This window comes from Photobacterium sp. Alg240-V54, from assembly GCF_900537155.1.
Classification (GTDB): domain Bacteria; phylum Pseudomonadota; class Gammaproteobacteria; order Enterobacterales; family Vibrionaceae; genus Photobacterium.
Window position 1 is genome coordinate 19512 of the sequence record NZ_UNRL01000006.1, and the last position, 17177, is coordinate 36688.

Genomic DNA, 17177 nt, shown 5'->3' on the forward strand with positions numbered 1-17177 from the left:
CTAAATGATGCTACCAACAAAAAAGCGAGGGCTGGTCGTTAACGGTTATTTAACCATTTAACCTCTTGTCTCTCGCTTTTTTATGAGCGTTATTATCAAGTGTAACGTTATAATAAATTAACGCTTTCCCAGCTTTTCAGCGCGGGAATATGTTGTCTTATTTGGCGCTCTTGTTGCATGCGTAGATTGACAAACTGACACACTTTGGTATTTACATGCTGCCCATGCGACAGCAAATAAGGCAGATCATTATTAATGGTTTGGTAATATTGCACTAATAACTGCGTTTGGTCTGGGTCGAGTTTAACTTTGTGAATATCAAAATATAACTGACCATCATCTTTGATCACAAAGGTTTGCTTAGATTGTGATAGCGTCAGTTTATCATCGCTGATACTGACACTATTGTGCCATTGTGGCTCGCACTCGCCAGCGATAAGGGTTGAGCTAAATAGCAACATCAAACCACTACTACCAATTGTACTCATGATTATTTTTAATCTCATGCAACTTCCCTTCTTAAAGTGGGTAGCTGCACCTAGCCGCTGCATTTACCCATTAAAAAATAGAACGTCCAATCCGTTCTGAAAGCTTTTCTAATACCGCAGTGCCCACTAATGAGTTACCTGATGGATCTAGCTCTGGCGACCATACTGCAATAGTCATCTCTCCAGGCACAATGGCAACAATACCGCCACCAACACCTGATTTACCCGGCATTCCGACCCGATAAGCAAATTCTCCAGCACCATCATATAAACCACATGTCGCAAGCAATGCATTTATATGCTTACTTTGAGTTTGGCTAATAATTGGCGTTTTTGCACCTAAAGGCTGACCTTTATTTGCTAAATAAGAAAATGTTCGTGCTAAATCAACACAACTCATCTTTAAAGCACAATAACTAAAATAGTTATTTAGCACTGGCATTACTTCATTATTAAAGTTGCCAAATGAACGCATTAAATAAGCAATTGAAGCATTACGATCACTGTGTTGCATCTCTGAATTAGCTACAACTTTGTCGTATACAATGTGTGGATTGCAGGATAATTCACGCACTAATTCCAACATTCGATACTGCGGCGCACAGAGGCGGCTATAAAGCATGTCAGAGATAACAATCGCACCTGGGTTAATAAACGGATTACGCGGAATACCATTTTCTAACTCGAGCTGAATCATCGAATTAAACGCCTGACCTGAGGGCTCTTTACCAACTCGCGCCCATAATTCTTCTGGCTCATAGAGTGACATTGCCAGTGTTAACGCTAAAACTTTGGAGATCGATTGAATAGAAAAACTTTCTTGGCTATCACCTGCTTGAATAATTTCACCATCGTTATAACACACCGCGATGCCTAATTTACTCGCAGGAACTTCCGCTAACGCAGGAATATAGTCAGCCACTTTTCCTTGACCAATCAAAGGTCTAACTTCATCTAAAATGCCTTTTAGTAAGGTCTCTGTTGGCTTCATTTACTTCATCTCCAATAACAAAAAAGCCAACAAAAGTTGGCTTTCTAAATAAATAACGCAATAACAGCTGCTACCCTAATCGATAGTCACTGCAATGTCTGCAATTATTCAGTACGCATATACTTCATGTCCCATACGCCATGACCTAGGCGATGACCGCGTGCTTCAAACTTGGTTAAAGGACGATCTTCTGGACGTGCAATGTAAGCACCATCTGTAGCAGTATTTTTATAGCCTGGCGCTGCATCCATTACTTCTACCATGTGCTCTGCGTAGTTTTCCCAGTCTGTTGCCATATGGAAAATACCACCAATTTTAAGCTTTTTACGTAGCATCTCAGCAAATTCAGGCTGAACGATACGGCGCTTATGGTGACGCGCTTTATGCCATGGGTCAGGGAAGAACAACTGCACCATATCAAGGCTGCCATCAGGGATCATGTGTTCAAATACTTCAACACCGTCATGGCACATTACGCGCAAGTTGGTTAAGTTGGCCGCTTCAGCGCCCATTAAACAGTGACCAACACCTGGAGTGTGAACTTCGATACCAACGAAGTTTTTCTCTGGCGCCGCTTGTGCCATTTCAACCAATGATGCACCCATGCCAAAACCGATTTCTAATACAACTGGCGCTTCGCGGTTAAAGACTTGTGTCCAGTCCAGCATTTCAGTGGCGAAATCAATACCCATAGCTGGCCAGTTTTTTTCCATCGCATTTTCTTGGCCCTTGGTTAAACGGCCTTCACGACGAACAAAACTACGGATCTTACGAACCATTTTGCCTTCATCGGTAAATTCAGTCAGGGTTACGTCACCTGACTTTTTTGAAACTTCGCTCATGCTAACTATCCAAACAAAAAAAGAAACGGAACGGCATTATCCAAAGTTATAGACTCAATTCAAGTCTATCAATTGTGATAATCGCCAGTTTATGATGCAATCTTAGTCAATAACGTCATTATAGACGCCATTACATTAATGAGTTGCAGTATAAGGGATCGTCCCCACGGACTCCAACTTTCCGCAACTTCATTCGATAATAAAGCCCAACATGACATTTTTATTATGTCTATTTAGTAAAGTGAGCCCATTGTGAGTACTGCTTTTTCCGACGCTATTTTAGCTTGGTATGATAAATTCGGCCGTAAAACCCTACCGTGGCAACACCAAAAAACCCCTTATAAAGTATGGTTATCAGAGATCATGTTGCAGCAAACTCAAGTTGCCACAGTGATCCCTTACTTTGAACGTTTTATGGCGCGCTTCCCTAGCGTGGCAGATCTTGCCGCAGCCGAGCAAGATGAAGTGTTACATTTATGGACCGGGTTGGGCTATTACGCTCGCGCACGTAACCTTCACAAAGCGGCTCAATTAATTGTCACTGAGCATAATGGTGAATTTCCGACCACCATTGAGGAAGTTGAAGCCCTGCCGGGTATTGGCCGTTCAACCGCAGGCGCAGTGTTATCACTATCGTTAAAACAGCATCATCCTATTTTAGATGGCAATGTTAAGCGTACTTTAGCGCGTTGTTATGCCATCGAAGGTTGGCCGGGCAAAAAAACGGTTGAAAATGCGTTGTGGAAGATAGCGATTGAAAATACCCCTGCGATTGGTGTTGAGCGCTACAACCAAGCAATGATGGATATGGGCGCTATGATTTGTACTCGTAGCAAACCTAAATGCGATTTGTGCCCTATTGAAGCGCAATGCATTGCCAAAGCACAACAACGACAAAGTGAATTTCCGGGCAAGAAACCCAAAAAAGTGATGCCAGAAAAACAAACTTGGTTTGCCATTTTACGTTATGGCGACAAAGTATGGCTTGAGCAACGTCCTCAAGTGGGTATTTGGGGCGGCTTATGGTGCTTTCCACAGCATGATAGCGACGATCTCACTGATCTTTTGTTGCAACAACTAGGCCAGCCGCAAACCATGATTGCCAGTCAGCAACAGTTAATCGCATTTAGACACACATTCAGCCATTACCACCTTGATATTGTGCCAGTATTATTCACTTTAAACACTCTTCCTGATGTGATCCATCAGCGCCAAGGGCAATGGTATGATCTCTATGATCCTGCCAAAATTGGTTTAGCAGCACCGGTACAAAAGATCCTTGATGGATTGTTATACCTATAGTTGTAGTTATAAATACATTTATCACTAGTTACATTTTTATGCTCACAAAACCCGATTTGTGATGTCATTTTAAAATGTAACTAGTTACTATCGCGGCCTTATTAACCTACAAATAAACTCACTGATATTATGAAAAAATTCACTTATTTATTTGCTGCTGTACTCGCTAGTTGTTCTTTTTGCGCCTCTGCAAAGCAAACGATTGCCATTGTTGGCGCAATGGATGCTGAAATTACCAATTTACTGCCTCATATTAAAAACAAGCACACCGTTACGATTGGTCAACATCAGTATTATCAAGGCAAAATCGGTAACCACTCGGTTGTTGTTACTCGCTCGGGCGTCGGTAAAGTCAATGCCGCCGTTACCACCACAACCTTAATACGTGAATTTAAGGTCGATAAATTAATCTTTACCGGTATTGCAGGCGCGGCAGCAGCGGAACTATCACCTACTGATGTGGTGGTATCAACCGCATTGGTACAACATGATGTTGATTTAACTGTTTTTGGCAATAAACCAGGTCATATGGACGGATTTGATGATCGTTACTTTTATGCGGATCCGCAATTAACCGCGCAAGCTTTTGCCGCAGCGCAACAGGTTCTTGATAACAAAAAGGTTTTTCAAGGCGTTATTGCAACCGGCGATCAGTTCATTGCTGATAAACAAAAAGTGAACTTTATTCATAATGAATTCAATGCAATGGCAATTGAAATGGAAGGCGCAGCAGTAGCACAAGTTGCCTTTATGTTTAATAAACCATTTGTTGTTATTCGTACTATTTCAGACAAAGCCGATGGCTCAGCACACTTTGACTACCCTAAATTAAAGCAAATAACGGCTGATAATTCGGTGGCGATCACCCTAGCAATGCTAGCTAGCCACTAACCCAGCTCAGCATGTAACCCACATTAATGACACGGTTGTTATTCCAGCCTCGACCCTAGCCGCTACTGGTCGAGTCTGGTATAACTATTGCTATAATACTGCTGTTATAAACAACACTGCAGTTATAAAAATTACCGCAATTATAAATACAGCCCTTCTCGCTGTGATTTAATGATACATACATAAGGAATATTCCATGAGCCGTACTGTTTTTTGTGTCCATCTCCAACAAGATGCTGAAGGTCTAGATTTTCAATTGTACCCAGGTGAACTTGGCCAGCGTATTTTTGATAGTATTTCAAAACAAGCATGGGCACAGTGGCAAGCAAAACAAACCATGCTGATTAATGAAAAAAAACTCAATATGATGAATGTTGAACATCGCCAATTACTTGAGACAGAAATGGTTAATTTTTTGTTTGAAGGTAAAGATGTGGTGATTGATGGTTATACCCCACCAACAAAATAATATTGAGATCAAAGAGATATTCCGCCGAGACTCAAACGGCGGAAAACATTAAAAAAAGTAAAAAATCACGCCACAACGAACAAAAAGCCAACACTCAAACATAATAATCATTTTTTATTAAAAAAAGGGTTGACGAAAAGGCTCAAAACCCTTTTAATAGCGCCCCGTTGCCTCGATAGCTCAGTCGGTAGAGCAGAGGATTGAAAATCCTCGTGTCGGTGGTTCGATTCCGCCTCGAGGCACCATTTCTTCTCTTTTGAAGTTTGGTGCCAAGCAACGACAAAATCTGTTCCCTCTTAGTTCAGTTGGTAGAACGCCGGACTGTTAATCCGTATGTCACTGGTTCAAGTCCAGTAGAGGGAGCCACTATTTATTTCTTRGCTCAATAGAGCGRAGAGATTACAGAATTTATGTGCCGACTTAGCTCAGTAGGTAGAGCAACTGACTTGTAATCAGTAGGTCACCAGTTCGACTCCGGTAGTCGGCACCATTTATTCTCTTACTTCGGTAAGAAATGCAAAAATAGCAATTTAATTGCTGTGTTTGCCTCGATAGCTCAGTCGGTAGAGCAGAGGATTGAAAATCCTCGTGTCGGTGGTTCGATTCCGCCTCGAGGCACCATATTAAAATTTGATACGATTTATCGTGTTAAATAGTAAAAGTTAATTCCCTCTTAGTTCAGTTGGTAGAACGCCGGACTGTTAATCCGTATGTCACTGGTTCAAGTCCAGTAGAGGGAGCCAAACAAGAAAACCTTGTCGAAAGACAAGGTTTTTTTTCGTCTGTCGATTGGTGAAATCCCCTCTTAGTTCAGTTGGCGACACTTTATGAGAAGCTTGGCGGACTGCTAATTCGTATGTCACTGGTTCAAGTCCAGTAGAGGGAGCCAAACAAGAAAACCTTGTCGAAAGACAAGGTTTTTTTTCGTCTCGATTTTGGCAAAACAAAACTGCATTGATCAGGTTTTTATACCATCACGATAATTCTATCTTCGTTCAGTTGGCGACACTTTATGAGAAGCTTGGCGGACAGCTAATCCGTCTATCACTGCCTATTCTCCGTGATCTATTCACAGCGTTATTGAGCCTAAAAGACATCAGCTAAAATAATCAATCTACAACTCGCGAATAGTAGATTCCCTATCGCCCTCGCGGGCATTCACTGTCGGGAATGACGATAAATTAGACTTGTATGCCACCACTACTTTTTATCAAATACTTTTTCTTAACGCTTTTACCACATAATTAGCATCTTCCACTGTGACTGACAAACACCGAAAAACCCAACAATTAAGCGCAAAATAACAGCAATCAGAGTAAAAAAGATAATGTTGATAACTATTTGAAAAAAAACCATTGACGAAAAGCTCAAAAACCTTTTTAATGCGCTCCGTTGCCTCGATAGCTCAGTCGGTAGAGCAGAGGATTGAAAATCCTCGTGTCGGTGGTTCGATTCCGCCTCGAGGCACCATTTCTTCTCTTTTGAAGTTTGGTGCCAAGCAACGACAAAATCTGTTCCCTCTTAGTTCAGTTGGTAGAACGCCGGACTGTTAATCCGTATGTCACTGGTTCAAGTCCAGTAGAGGGAGCCACTATTTATTTCTTGGCTCAATAGAGCGGAGAGATTACAGAATTTATGTGCCGACTTAGCTCAGTAGGTAGAGCAACTGACTTGTAATCAGTAGGTCACCAGTTCGACTCCGGTAGTCGGCACCATTTATTCTCTTACTTCGGTAAGAAATGCAAAATAGCAATTTAATTGCTGTGTTTGCCTCGATAGCTCAGTCGGTAGAGCAGAGGATTGAAAATCCTCGTGTCGGTGGTTCGATTCCGCCTCGAGGCACCATATTAAAATTTGATACGATTTATCGTGTTAAATAGTAAAAGTTAATTCCCTCTTAGTTCAGTTGGTAGAACGCCGGACTGTTAATCCGTATGTCACTGGTTCAAGTCCAGTAGAGGGAGCCACTATTTATTTCTTAGCTCAATAGAGCGAAGAGATTACAGAATTTATGTGCCGACTTAGCTCAGTAGGTAGAGCAACTGACTTGTAATCAGTAGGTCACCAGTTCGACTCCGGTAGTCGGCACCATTTATTCTCTTACTTCGGTAAGAAATGCAAAAGTAGAGACTTAACCATCACTACTTCTGCCTCGATAGCTCAGTCGGTAGAGCAGAGGATTGAAAATCCTCGTGTCGGTGGTTCGATTCCGCCTCGAGGCACCATATTAAAGATAATGAGTCAGCTCATTATTTAAAAAGAATTTAGTGTGCCGACTTAGCTCAGTAGGTAGAGCAACTGACTTGTAATCAGTAGGTCACCAGTTCGACTCCGGTAGTCGGCACCATCTTTTGAAAGCCTCATCTTTGATGAGGCTTTTTTTTCGTCTGAAGAAAAGGGTTCGAGGGTTCGAGGGTTCGAGGGTTCGAGGGTTCGAGGGTTCGAAATTTTCAGCACCTGCAACATCATTGTCAATAATAATCTTGCTACAGCCCTTACTCGTCCCTGCCATTACCTAGCTTCTGCTCTTCCTCGCCCCGCGAATACTCGTCCCTGCTGTTACCTAGCTTCTACTAACCCGCAAACATATGCTTGATCCACGTTGCGGGCTGATTGTCCTGACACTTAGCCTTTAAATCCCCATTTTTATCCCACGCAGGTAAGGCAACGTTGCCGTTACAGTCAAACCGCAAACTGCCATTAGCTGTGCGTTGATACTTAACCGTGGTGATATAAGGCGGCCAGCCGATATTTAATGGTAATGGTTGGCGACGAGCAAGATAATCAGCATAAACCCGTAGCGCGCCGCTAGAGCCCGTCAAACGTACAGGCGTGTTATCGTCACGCCCAACCCACACCACGCCAACTTCGCGTCCATCAGCACCAGCAAACCAACTATCACGATTATTATCGGTAGTACCTGTTTTACCGGCTAATTTAGCTGAACTAAATTTCGTTTGTAGAAAACGCGCTGTTCCTTGGCTAACCACTCTTTTCATATCATAGGTCGTTAACCAAGCAGCTTGCTCTGGCACGACTTGTTCAATCTGAGCGTGATGTTGGTATAGCACCCGCCCCTGACTATCAACTACCGCATCAAGGCTATACAACGGCGCTTTACGGCCATGATTAGTAATACTCTGGAACATTTGCGCCACTTCAAACGGTGACAAGCTAAATGCGCCTAATAATATTGAAGGTAAGCGGGGAACTTGATCACGGTTAACCCCTAACTTAGCAATGGTGTTAATTACCGTATTAAGCCCAACCTTTAAGCCTAAGTTCACTGTTGGCACATTTAATGAATATGCCAATGCATAATAGAGTGGTACTTGACCACGAAACTTACGATCATAGTTTCTTGGTCGCCATGACGTTCCTTTACTGCCCTTTAATACAATCGCCTGATCATTAAGGGTAGTGGCTAAACTAAACTTTTGCGGCTGACTCAAAGCGGCCAAATACACTGCCGGCTTTGCCAATGAGCCAATTTGACGACGAGCATCAAGAGCGCGATTAAAACCAGCATAGCCGGGACGACTACCACCAATAAGCGCGCGCACTGCACCATCTTGTCGATCAACCACCACCATCGCTGTCTCGACTTTAACTCCGGCTTTTTTATTTAGCCGTGGCACCATGGTTGCAATGGTTTTTTCAGCTGCTTGCTGAGACAACGGATCAAGGGTACTGAAAATCCGCAGTCCTTTACCTGATTTATAGATATCACCAACGTCTAGTTGTAACTCACGCTGCAACTGCTGAAAATACGCGGGTTGACGACTGGCTATTTTAGCGGTTTTTTGTACCCCTAATGGTTCAGAAAATGCCTGTTCATATTGAGCTTCAGTTAGGTAATCATTTTTAGCTAATAGTGATAATACTAAGTCACGGCGTTTAAGGGTTCGCTCTGGATGACGCCAAGGGTTAAATTGCGATGGACCTTTCACCATTCCAACCAGCATTGCCAATTGATCTACCCGTAGCTCTTCTAATGGGCGTCCAAAATAGAATCGTGCCGCCAATGGAAAACCATGTATTTCTTTGGCGCCATTTTGACCAAGGTAAATTTCATTTAAATACGCTTCAAGTACGCGATCTTTACTGTAACGGTGATCAATAATCACCGCGATATAGGCTTCACGGACTTTACGCCACAAGCTACGTTCACGACTTAAGAATAAATTTTTCGCCAATTGTTGCGTAAGGGTACTACCACCTTGCACGGTATGACCCGCTTTAAGGTTGACCACCATCGCTCGCAGAATCGCTAATGGCGATACACCATCATGCTCATAAAAATCACGATCTTCGGTGGTTAACAGCGCATCAATCAGCAGCGGAGGAAATTGATCCCGCGCCATAAAAATGCGTTGTTCATTGCCCGATAGCCCTAGCATACCGAGTAATTTAGGTTCAATTCTAAGGGTTTTTAATGGTCGGTTTGTGGTGACATCAACGATCGAAGCCAGTTTAGCGCCGGTAAACGTTAGCATCACATGCTGTTGCGGTTGCGAACCATCAACAAACTTAAATGGACGTCGAATTAATTCAATTCGAGTTGAAGAAGCAGAATACTCCCCCATTTTTCGCGGACTACGCACTTTATGATATTGCAGTACATCTAACTCTCGTCGCACATCACTGATCGTCAGCGCTTGGCCTGGATGTAAGGTTAAGACTCGGCCATAGACGACGGAGGGTAAATCCCAAATTGGGCCATCCATTTTATTACGCACCACAGTATCTAAATAAATACCGATCACGAGTAAAATAGCCACACCTACTAAGGTCATTTTTAACCCTAAACTGCCAAGCTTGCGTAACCATGGATGCGATCCAGCGAATTTTTTAGAGGCTGTTTTTTTAGATGTGGCTTTTTTCGGTGCTGCTTTTTTTGCAGGCTGTTTTTTAGCAGTTGGTTTTACAGCGGCCTTTTTTCGTGCAGCGGCAGGTTTCTTCTGCTGTGGTTTAGGGGGCTGTGGTGACTTACTCATAATGCATCAACTACCGTTATTCCTGTATGTAAGCAGAGTCCATGATTGAGCTCTGCTGTTATGATTCAGTATTAAGATCTTAGCAACTATAACTGATTATATATACAGGTATCGAACTTGTTTAGCATCGCTAAAGGTATTTTTTGATTTTGCGGGTTGGACAATGATTCGCAGGATCGTCAGGCCAAGGATGCTTTGGATAACGGCCCTTCATCTCTTTCTGGACATCTTTATACGATCCTTGCCAAAAACCAGCTAAGTCTTGCGTGATCTGTAACGGTCGTTGCGCCGGTGATAATAGCTCTAATACCAAAGCAACTTTACCGTTAGCGATTGTCGGTGTGGTTGGCTCTCCAAACATTTCCTGTAACTTAACCGCTAATACCGGTTGTTGTTGGGCTTGATAACGAATGGTAATTTTTGAACCTGTTGGTACCTGATAATGGGTTGGCAACAATTGATCAAGCTGTTGTTTTTTATTCCAACCGAGATAAGCCTCTAATGCTGCAACCAGGTTAACTTTTTGCAGCCCTTTTAAGGTAGTAATTCCATTAAGATATGGCAATAACCATTGTTCAGCATTAGCTAATAAACTTGCCTCATCCAATGGCGGAAAATCAACCTCAGGTAGCCATTCACATCCACAGCGACCACGCGTCAGCAGCAGTGTCGCAGCTGGAGTCCAATTTAATACCGCCAAGCCTTTACGCTTAACTGCATTTAACAATGCTGCACTCGCTAAGGTCGCATCGGGAGTGGCTGCAAGACTGCGTGCAACAATTAACTTGCCGCAATAGGTACGATGCTCGGCACTTAAACGGCCCTTTTTATCGTCCCAATCAAGCCACTCACATTGATTAAATAACTTCGGCAATGCGTGTTGTAGCCCGTTTAAATCAGCACTGATCGCCGAGAAGATTCGACTATCACCTTGGCGAGTTTTAACCACATCAGCCACCACTAACAAAGACTGACTCGCTAATCCTTGGCTGCTCTCAAGCATTACCCCTTGGCCATTGGCTAATTGATAGCGGCCATCATCTGCACGAGATTGCGCGATTCGATCTGGAAAACCCACCGCTAATACTATCGCTGCCCAATCGTTATTGACCTTTAATTCACTATGTTTAGCAGCACCTAAAGTCGCCAGATGTTGTTGAGCACGCTGAATATAAGCATGACTTTTCGCCAGTTTTTTAGTTTCAAGTAAATGCAGCTGAAACGCTAAATCTGGATTATCCATACCACGAGGCGGATCTTCTAGTAATGCCACCAGCATCGCCGCGGTGGTCAAAATAGTGGTATCAGCTTGTTGGTGTGCTATTTGTTTTGCAAACGCGAGCATCGCGCCATGACGCGGATCAACACCTAAGGTTTGCATCACTTGACCACGTGGCGTTTGTTGACCACGTTCATCAATTGCACCGAGTTGCTGTAATAACTGCCGCGACTGCTGTAAAGCAAGTGCTGGCGGTAGATCTAACCACTGCAAATCTTGTGGATCATGACACCCCCACTGGATCAGATCCAGCGCCAGTGCGGTTAAATCACTGCGTAAGATTTCTGGTTGCGGCGTTGCAGGTTGGCGTTGAAGTGACTCTTCGCTGTACATTCGCAAACACATACCCGCTTCCAAACGGCCAGCACGCCCTGCGCGTTGTTCAGCTGAGGATTGCGCTATGCGTACTTGCTGCAAGCGGCTGATTCCGGTTTTAGGATCCCACTGTGCGATGCGCTCTAAGCCGCTATCCACCACCAGTCGAATCCCTTCAATGGTTAAGCTGGTTTCAGCAATATTGGTTGCCAGTACCACTTTGCGCTGCCCAGCAGGCGCTGGATTAATCGCTTGTTGCTGTTGCTCAATCGGTAATTGACCATACAAGGGACAAATATTGATCTTGCTATTGGCTGGCGTTAAACGCGTGGCTAATGTTTGTGCCAAGCGTTTAATTTCACCGACGCCGGGTAAAAAAACTAATACCGAACCTGATTCTGTGGTTAACAACTGATTAATCGCGACCGCCATTTGCTCAACCATATCGCGCGGATCATTCACTGCTTGATAGCGATACTCAACCGGAAAGCAACGCCCTTGAGATTCGACATAATAGGCCTCTGGCAACAGTTGTGCCAACGCGGTTTGATCTAGGGTGGCAGACATCACCAATAACTGCAGATCGTCTCGTAGTGCTTGTTGTACTTCAATCGCTAACGCCAGCGCGGTATCGGCATGAATACTGCGTTCATGAAATTCATCAAAAATAATCAGCCCAACGCCTGCGAGTTCAGGATCGTGCTGCAACATGCGCGTCATCACACCTTCGGTGACAATCTCTAGCCGTGTTTGCGCACTGACTTTAGTTTCACCTCGCACTCGTAAGCCAACGGTTTGTCCGACACGTTCACCCAATTGCTGCGCCAGATAGCCGGCAATATTCCTTGCCGCTAACCGTCGCGGTTCAAGCATGATGATCCGTCCTTGAATAACGGTTTTATCTAATAGCGCCAACGGCAACCGCGTTGATTTACCCGCTCCCGGTGGTGCTTTTAAAATCACTTGAGTATGGTGAGTTAACGCGCTAAATAAGGTTGCTAAAACCTCATCAATTGGGAGTTGTGACAATGGTGCCACCTTATGTCATGATCAAAACGAAATCACATTGTAACGAAAGCCACCCCGCAACTAAAAATAATAATCGATGCACGAGGCGATAATGAAGTTTGACCCACCACTACAAGCTGCCACTTTAATTCAACGCTACAAACGTTTTTTAGCTGATATCACTTTAGATGATGGTGAGATTAGAACGATTCACTGTGCTAACACTGGAGCAATGACTGGCTGTGCTGATCCCGGCACCACGGTATGGTATTCAACCTCTGATAATAAAAAGCGTAAATATCCTAATAGTTGGCAACTGGCACACACTGCAGCTAATGATTGGATTTGCGTTAATACCGTTCAAGCCAATCACCTTGTTAAAGAAGCGATTGAACAGCAACGCATACCAGAGCTCAGCGGTTATGATCAGCTACGAACCGAAGTGAAATATGGCACTGAAAATAGCCGTATCGATCTATTACTTGAATCACAAACCCGCCCAGCCTGCTATATTGAAGTAAAAAGCGTGACCTTATTAGCGAATAATGGCCAAGGTTACTTTCCTGATGCCGTTACAACTCGTGGTCAGAAACATCTACGCGAACTGACGCAAATGGCACAATTGGGCTCACGCGCTATACTGTTTTTTGCAGTGTTACATACTGGTATCAAAAAGGTTGATGTTGCACAGCATATTGATGCTGAATATGCCCAATTATTACAACAAGCTCTCACCGCTGGTGTCGAAATAATTTGCTATCGGGCCACCATTAACGCAACCGAAATAAATCTTACCGACTGTATACAATTTCAGCATTTGACATAAAAAATGCCGTTTTCTTCACATTGACGTAGAATTGAAGTTATACAGTAATTGCCACATCGTAACCTTTCTGGTATAGATACCGCCCAAAATTAACCAGTGACGGTTATTAGGTACATTAGGAGATGCTATATGCCAGAGACCAACGTTAAAAAATCACTAGGCATCCTGGCTATTGCTGGGGTTGAACCTTATCAGGAAAAAGCTGGCGAAGAATACATGGGCGAAGCTCAATTAGAGCATTTCCATAAAATTCTATCAGCATGGCGTAACCAGCTTCGCGTTGAAGTTGATCGCACTGTAAACCACATGCAAGATGAAGCCGCTAACTTCCCCGATCCAGTGGATCGCGCCGCACAAGAAGAAGAGTTCAGCCTTGAACTTCGTAACCGTGACCGCGAACGAAAACTGATCAAGAAAATTGACAAGACACTTAAGCGTATCGAAGAAGATGATTTCGGCTTCTGCGACTCTTGTGGTGTTGAGATTGGTATTCGCCGTCTTGAAGCTCGTCCAACCGCTGATCTTTGCATCGACTGTAAAACACTTGCAGAGATCAAAGAAAAGCAAATGGCTGGCTAATTTACGCCTTTATCAGGTTAAGCTAATTTTAGAGGGAGCGTAAGCTCCCTCTTTCGTTTACACTAGCGCTCAAAATAACACGCAGTAACTAACCCAATGGTTATTTACTTACCGATGTCGCACGAGCTCTGCCTGTTTAGTCATAATCTCGCGTTATAGATCAATAGGCACCAAACTGAATAGTGTTCTCATTTTAGAGAGCATTATTCAGTTTGGAGGGAATATATTTTGTTATATCTACCCCTGACTCTGGGCGACATTTACGCTGCCGTACCAAGTTCAATAATAAACAACTTGGATTTTATAACCGTTTATTAATGTATGACTAACACAAATCAATATGTCGGTCGCTTTGCACCATCGCCCTCAGGGCCATTGCATTTCGGATCGTTAATTGCTGCTCTTGGTAGCTACCTACAAGCAAAATCTCAGCAAGGAAAATGGATCGTTAGGATCGAAGATCTTGATCCACCTCGCGAAATGCTTGGGGCTGCTGATGATATTCTGCGTACACTAGAAGCGTTTGGCTTCATGTGGGATGGCGATATCATGTATCAGAGTTTACGCCATGATGCCTATCACGCTCAAATTGACGCTTGGTTAGCTCAGGGTAATGCTTACTATTGTCAGTGTAGTCGAAAAGACATTAAACAAGCGGGCGGCTTTTACCCTGGTACCTGTCGTACCCTCAATCAACGGCACAGTAATGGTGCGGTTCGATTACAAGTAGACACACCAATAACCCATTTCGATGACCTGTTACATGGTCGTATCGAGTTGCCATTAGCATTAGCGAATGAAGATTTTATTATTCATCGCCGCGATGGTTTATTTGCTTATAATCTTGCTGTAGTGCTAGATGATATCGAGCAAGGGATCACTGAAGTTGTTCGTGGTGCAGATCTCATTGAGCCTACTGGGCGTCAAATTGGTCTTTACCATCAACTCGGGCACCCTGAAGTTCGTTATTTGCACTTACCGCTTGCCATTACCGACAATGGTAATAAATTGTCGAAACAAAATCATGCGCCAGCGATTGATAAACTTAATCCTCGGCCTGCATTAATGGCAGCGCTATGCTTTTTAGGCTTTTCGCCACCGACAGAGCTTGTCACTGAAAGCGTAGAACAAATATTACAGTGGGGCATCACTCATTGGCAGCTCAAACAGCTACCAAAGACAACTGCTATCACACTAGCATTCTAAAATAGTCTGCCGTGATATATCATACACGGCTGTTTGTTGAACCAAGTGCACAATATGGGGTGTATTATCTTTAATCGAGTAGCCAGCTTTTGCCGTAAAGTATTGAATCGCGACAGTAGTACTCGCGTTCCAGAGGAACAAACTTTGCAAGTTTACCAACGCCCAGAGCACGGCATTTCACGAAAAGATATCAGCGAAAATGCGCTGAAAGTACTATATCGTCTAAACAAAGCCGGTTACGACGCTTACCTTGTTGGTGGCGGCGTCCGCGATTTATTGCTCCACAAACAGCCTAAAGACTTCGATATTGCGACCAATGCAACCCCCGAAGAAATCAAAAAACTGTTTCGTAACTGTCGTTTAATCGGCCGCCGTTTCCGTCTAGCGCACATTCTTTTTGGGCGTGACATTATCGAAGTTGCGACTTTCCGTGGCCACCATTCTGATGCCCCCGCACAAGTTGTAGCCCCGAAAGACAATAAGCAAAAACCGCAAATTTCTTCTCGCAGTGAAGAAGGGATGCTATTACGTGATAATGTTTACGGCACCATCGAAGAAGATGCAGAACGTCGTGACTTTACCATTAATGCTTTGTACTACAGTGTCAAAGATTTCACCGTTACCGACTATGCTCAAGGCATTGAAGATCTAAATAATCGCGTTGTGCGCTTAATGGGTGATCCAGAAACCCGTTACCGCGAAGATCCAGTACGTATGCTACGTGCAGTTCGCTTTGCGGTTAAACTTGATATGGATATTGAGCCAGTAACGGCAGCACCAATTCGCGAACTAGCGACATTGATGCAAGATATTCCAGCAGCACGTCTGTTTGAAGAAAGCCTTAAACTACTGCAATCAGGTCAAGGTTTAGAAACCTACCGTATGCTGCGTGAATACAATTTATTCCAGCAGTTATTCCCGATCCTATCGGATCACTTTACCGAGAATAACAGCAGCAAAACTGAAAAAATGATCGAGCACATTCTGGCCTCGACCGATAAACGTATTGCTGAAGATAAGCGAGTAAATCCAGCCTTTATCTATGCCGCAATGTTGTGGTATCCAATGATGATCCGCGCTGAAGAAGTCTCTTTTGCCAGTGGTTTATCATTCTATGATGCCTTTATGGTTGCTAGTAACGACATTCTTGATGAACAAGTACGTTCGATTGCGATTCCACGCCGCCATACCACTACGGTACGTGACATTTGGCAGCAACAACTACGCTTTAGTCGTCGCAGTGGCAAACGCGCATTTAAGACCATGGAACACCCTAAATTCCGTGCAGCTTATGATTTCCTTGAAATGCGTAGTTTGTTTGAAGGCAGTGACATCAAAGAGCTAGCGCAATGGTGGAGTGAGTTCCAAAACGCCGATTATAACCAACGCGGCCAAATGGTAACTCATATTAATGATGGTGGTAGTCGCCGCCCACGTCGTCGTCGCCCACAGCAACCACGTCGTAAAAAGCCACAAGTTAAATCATGATCCGTGCTTATATAGCTATTGGTAGTAACTTGGGCGATCCCGTCGCCCAAGCTAAAACAGCCATTGAAGCACTGCACCACTTACCACATAGTCAGGTGGTTAGTGTGTCCTCGTTGTACAGCAGTACTCCGATGGGACCACAAAACCAACCTGATTATATTAATGCGGTTGTCGCTATTGATACCGTATTAGCTCCGCTTGAGTTACTTAACCAGACTCAAGCGATAGAGCTTGAACAAGGACGTGTTCGCAAAGATGAACGCTGGGGTCCAAGGACGTTAGATCTCGATATTATTTTATATGGTGATCTGCAACACCAGTGCGAGCGCCTTACTGTGCCGCACTATGGAATGAAGGTACGGGAGTTCGTACTGTATCCACTGGCCGAAATTAACCCTGATTTAGTTTTACCTGATCACACTTCTTTACGCACGTTATTGACTCAGGTTAACCGTAATGGCTTAGCTATTTGGCAAGCATAAATTCATCAGGGCGA

The 17177-nt window shown here is 43.8% G+C and carries 13 protein-coding genes and 14 tRNA genes; 22 read left to right on the forward strand and 5 right to left on the reverse strand.

What is annotated here, in order from left to right; translation table 11 throughout:
- Positions 1-107: 107 nt before the first annotated feature.
- The 3 genes from G6R09_RS14600 to trmB all read right to left on the reverse strand — a co-directional run bounded on the left by G6R09_RS14600 (position 108) and on the right by trmB (position 2321).
- Complete coding sequence (locus G6R09_RS14600; RefSeq protein WP_163923255.1) at positions 108-506, reverse strand: DUF2884 family protein; 399 nt, start codon at positions 504-506, stop codon at positions 108-110.
- A gap of 52 nt (positions 507-558) precedes the next feature.
- Entirely contained in the window at positions 559-1479 is a 921-nt protein-coding gene (gene glsB, locus G6R09_RS14605) for a glutaminase B (RefSeq protein ID WP_065168382.1), read from the reverse strand.
- Positions 1480-1583: 104 nt separating this feature from the next.
- Positions 1584-2321 (reverse strand): tRNA (guanosine(46)-N7)-methyltransferase TrmB, encoded by a 738-nt coding sequence (gene trmB / locus G6R09_RS14610; RefSeq protein ID WP_061000740.1) that lies wholly within the window; start codon positions 2319-2321, stop codon positions 1584-1586.
- Between the two features lie 252 nt (positions 2322-2573).
- On the opposite strand from trmB, the gene mutY reads away from it, so the two are divergent.
- The 17 genes from mutY to G6R09_RS14695 all read left to right on the forward strand — a co-directional run bounded on the left by mutY (position 2574) and on the right by G6R09_RS14695 (position 7330).
- Positions 2574-3623 carry an A/G-specific adenine glycosylase gene (gene mutY, locus G6R09_RS14615; RefSeq protein WP_065177071.1) on the forward strand — a complete coding sequence of 350 codons (1050 nt, stop codon included), beginning with the start codon at positions 2574-2576 and terminating at the stop codon, positions 3621-3623.
- Between the two features lie 129 nt (positions 3624-3752).
- On the forward strand, positions 3753-4514 hold the full coding sequence (locus tag G6R09_RS14620) for a 5'-methylthioadenosine/adenosylhomocysteine nucleosidase (protein WP_163923257.1): 762 nt from the start codon (positions 3753-3755) through the stop codon (positions 4512-4514).
- Positions 4515-4710: 196 nt separating this feature from the next.
- On the forward strand, positions 4711-4983 hold the full coding sequence (locus G6R09_RS14625; RefSeq protein ID WP_061000737.1) for an oxidative damage protection protein: 273 nt from the start codon (positions 4711-4713) through the stop codon (positions 4981-4983).
- Positions 4984-5152: 169 nt separating this feature from the next.
- Positions 5153-5228 (forward strand) — tRNA-Phe (locus G6R09_RS14630).
- 45 nt (positions 5229-5273) lie between these two features.
- Positions 5274-5349: transfer RNA gene (locus tag G6R09_RS14635), tRNA-Asn, on the forward strand.
- Positions 5350-5397: 48 nt separating this feature from the next.
- Positions 5398-5473, forward strand: a tRNA-Thr gene (locus G6R09_RS14640).
- A 55-nt stretch (positions 5474-5528) separates the two neighbouring features.
- Positions 5529-5604: transfer RNA gene (locus G6R09_RS14645), tRNA-Phe, on the forward strand.
- A gap of 46 nt (positions 5605-5650) precedes the next feature.
- Positions 5651-5726 (forward strand) — tRNA-Asn (locus G6R09_RS14650).
- 56 nt (positions 5727-5782) lie between these two features.
- Positions 5783-5872 (forward strand) — tRNA-Ser (locus tag G6R09_RS14655).
- Positions 5873-6377: 505 nt separating this feature from the next.
- Positions 6378-6453: transfer RNA gene (locus G6R09_RS14660), tRNA-Phe, on the forward strand.
- A gap of 45 nt (positions 6454-6498) precedes the next feature.
- A tRNA-Asn gene (locus G6R09_RS14665) sits at positions 6499-6574 on the forward strand.
- A gap of 48 nt (positions 6575-6622) precedes the next feature.
- Positions 6623-6698: transfer RNA gene (locus tag G6R09_RS14670), tRNA-Thr, on the forward strand.
- A 54-nt stretch (positions 6699-6752) separates the two neighbouring features.
- Positions 6753-6828: transfer RNA gene (locus tag G6R09_RS14675), tRNA-Phe, on the forward strand.
- A 46-nt stretch (positions 6829-6874) separates the two neighbouring features.
- Positions 6875-6950 (forward strand) — tRNA-Asn (locus G6R09_RS14680).
- A gap of 48 nt (positions 6951-6998) precedes the next feature.
- Positions 6999-7074: transfer RNA gene (locus tag G6R09_RS14685), tRNA-Thr, on the forward strand.
- Positions 7075-7132: 58 nt separating this feature from the next.
- Positions 7133-7208: transfer RNA gene (locus G6R09_RS14690), tRNA-Phe, on the forward strand.
- A gap of 46 nt (positions 7209-7254) precedes the next feature.
- Positions 7255-7330 (forward strand) — tRNA-Thr (locus G6R09_RS14695).
- A gap of 226 nt (positions 7331-7556) precedes the next feature.
- Here the strand turns inward: G6R09_RS14695 and mrcB are convergent.
- Together mrcB and hrpB are read right to left on the reverse strand one after the other, a co-directional pair.
- Positions 7557-9980 (reverse strand): penicillin-binding protein 1B, encoded by a 2424-nt coding sequence (mrcB, locus tag G6R09_RS14700; protein ID WP_065168087.1) that lies wholly within the window; start codon positions 9978-9980, stop codon positions 7557-7559.
- A gap of 130 nt (positions 9981-10110) precedes the next feature.
- Positions 10111-12603, reverse strand: a complete 2493-nt coding sequence (gene hrpB, locus G6R09_RS14705) for an ATP-dependent helicase HrpB (protein WP_163923259.1) — start codon at positions 12601-12603, stop codon at positions 10111-10113.
- Positions 12604-12694: 91 nt separating this feature from the next.
- On the opposite strand from hrpB, the gene sfsA reads away from it, so the two are divergent.
- The 5 genes from sfsA (at position 12695) to folK (ending at position 17163) form a co-directional block, all read left to right on the forward strand.
- Positions 12695-13408 carry a DNA/RNA nuclease SfsA gene (gene sfsA, locus G6R09_RS14710; RefSeq protein WP_065168085.1) on the forward strand — a complete coding sequence of 238 codons (714 nt, stop codon included), beginning with the start codon at positions 12695-12697 and terminating at the stop codon, positions 13406-13408.
- Positions 13409-13537: 129 nt separating this feature from the next.
- Entirely contained in the window at positions 13538-13987 is a 450-nt protein-coding gene (gene dksA, locus G6R09_RS14715; protein ID WP_036793256.1) for an RNA polymerase-binding protein DksA, read from the forward strand.
- 321 nt (positions 13988-14308) lie between these two features.
- The gene (gene gluQRS / locus G6R09_RS14720) at positions 14309-15193 is read left to right on the forward strand and encodes a tRNA glutamyl-Q(34) synthetase GluQRS (protein ID WP_065168084.1); all 885 of its coding nucleotides are present in this window, start codon (positions 14309-14311) and stop codon (positions 15191-15193) included.
- 54 nt (positions 15194-15247) lie between these two features.
- Positions 15248-16681, forward strand: a complete 1434-nt coding sequence (gene pcnB, locus G6R09_RS14725; RefSeq protein ID WP_082955727.1) for a polynucleotide adenylyltransferase PcnB — start codon at positions 15248-15250, stop codon at positions 16679-16681.
- Positions 16678-17163: a 2-amino-4-hydroxy-6-hydroxymethyldihydropteridine diphosphokinase gene (gene folK, locus G6R09_RS14730; RefSeq protein WP_065168083.1), complete on the forward strand. Its 486-nt coding sequence runs from the start codon at positions 16678-16680 to the stop codon at positions 17161-17163. The genes pcnB and folK overlap by 4 nt, the downstream gene beginning before the upstream one ends.
- Positions 17164-17177: the final 14 nt, after the last annotated feature.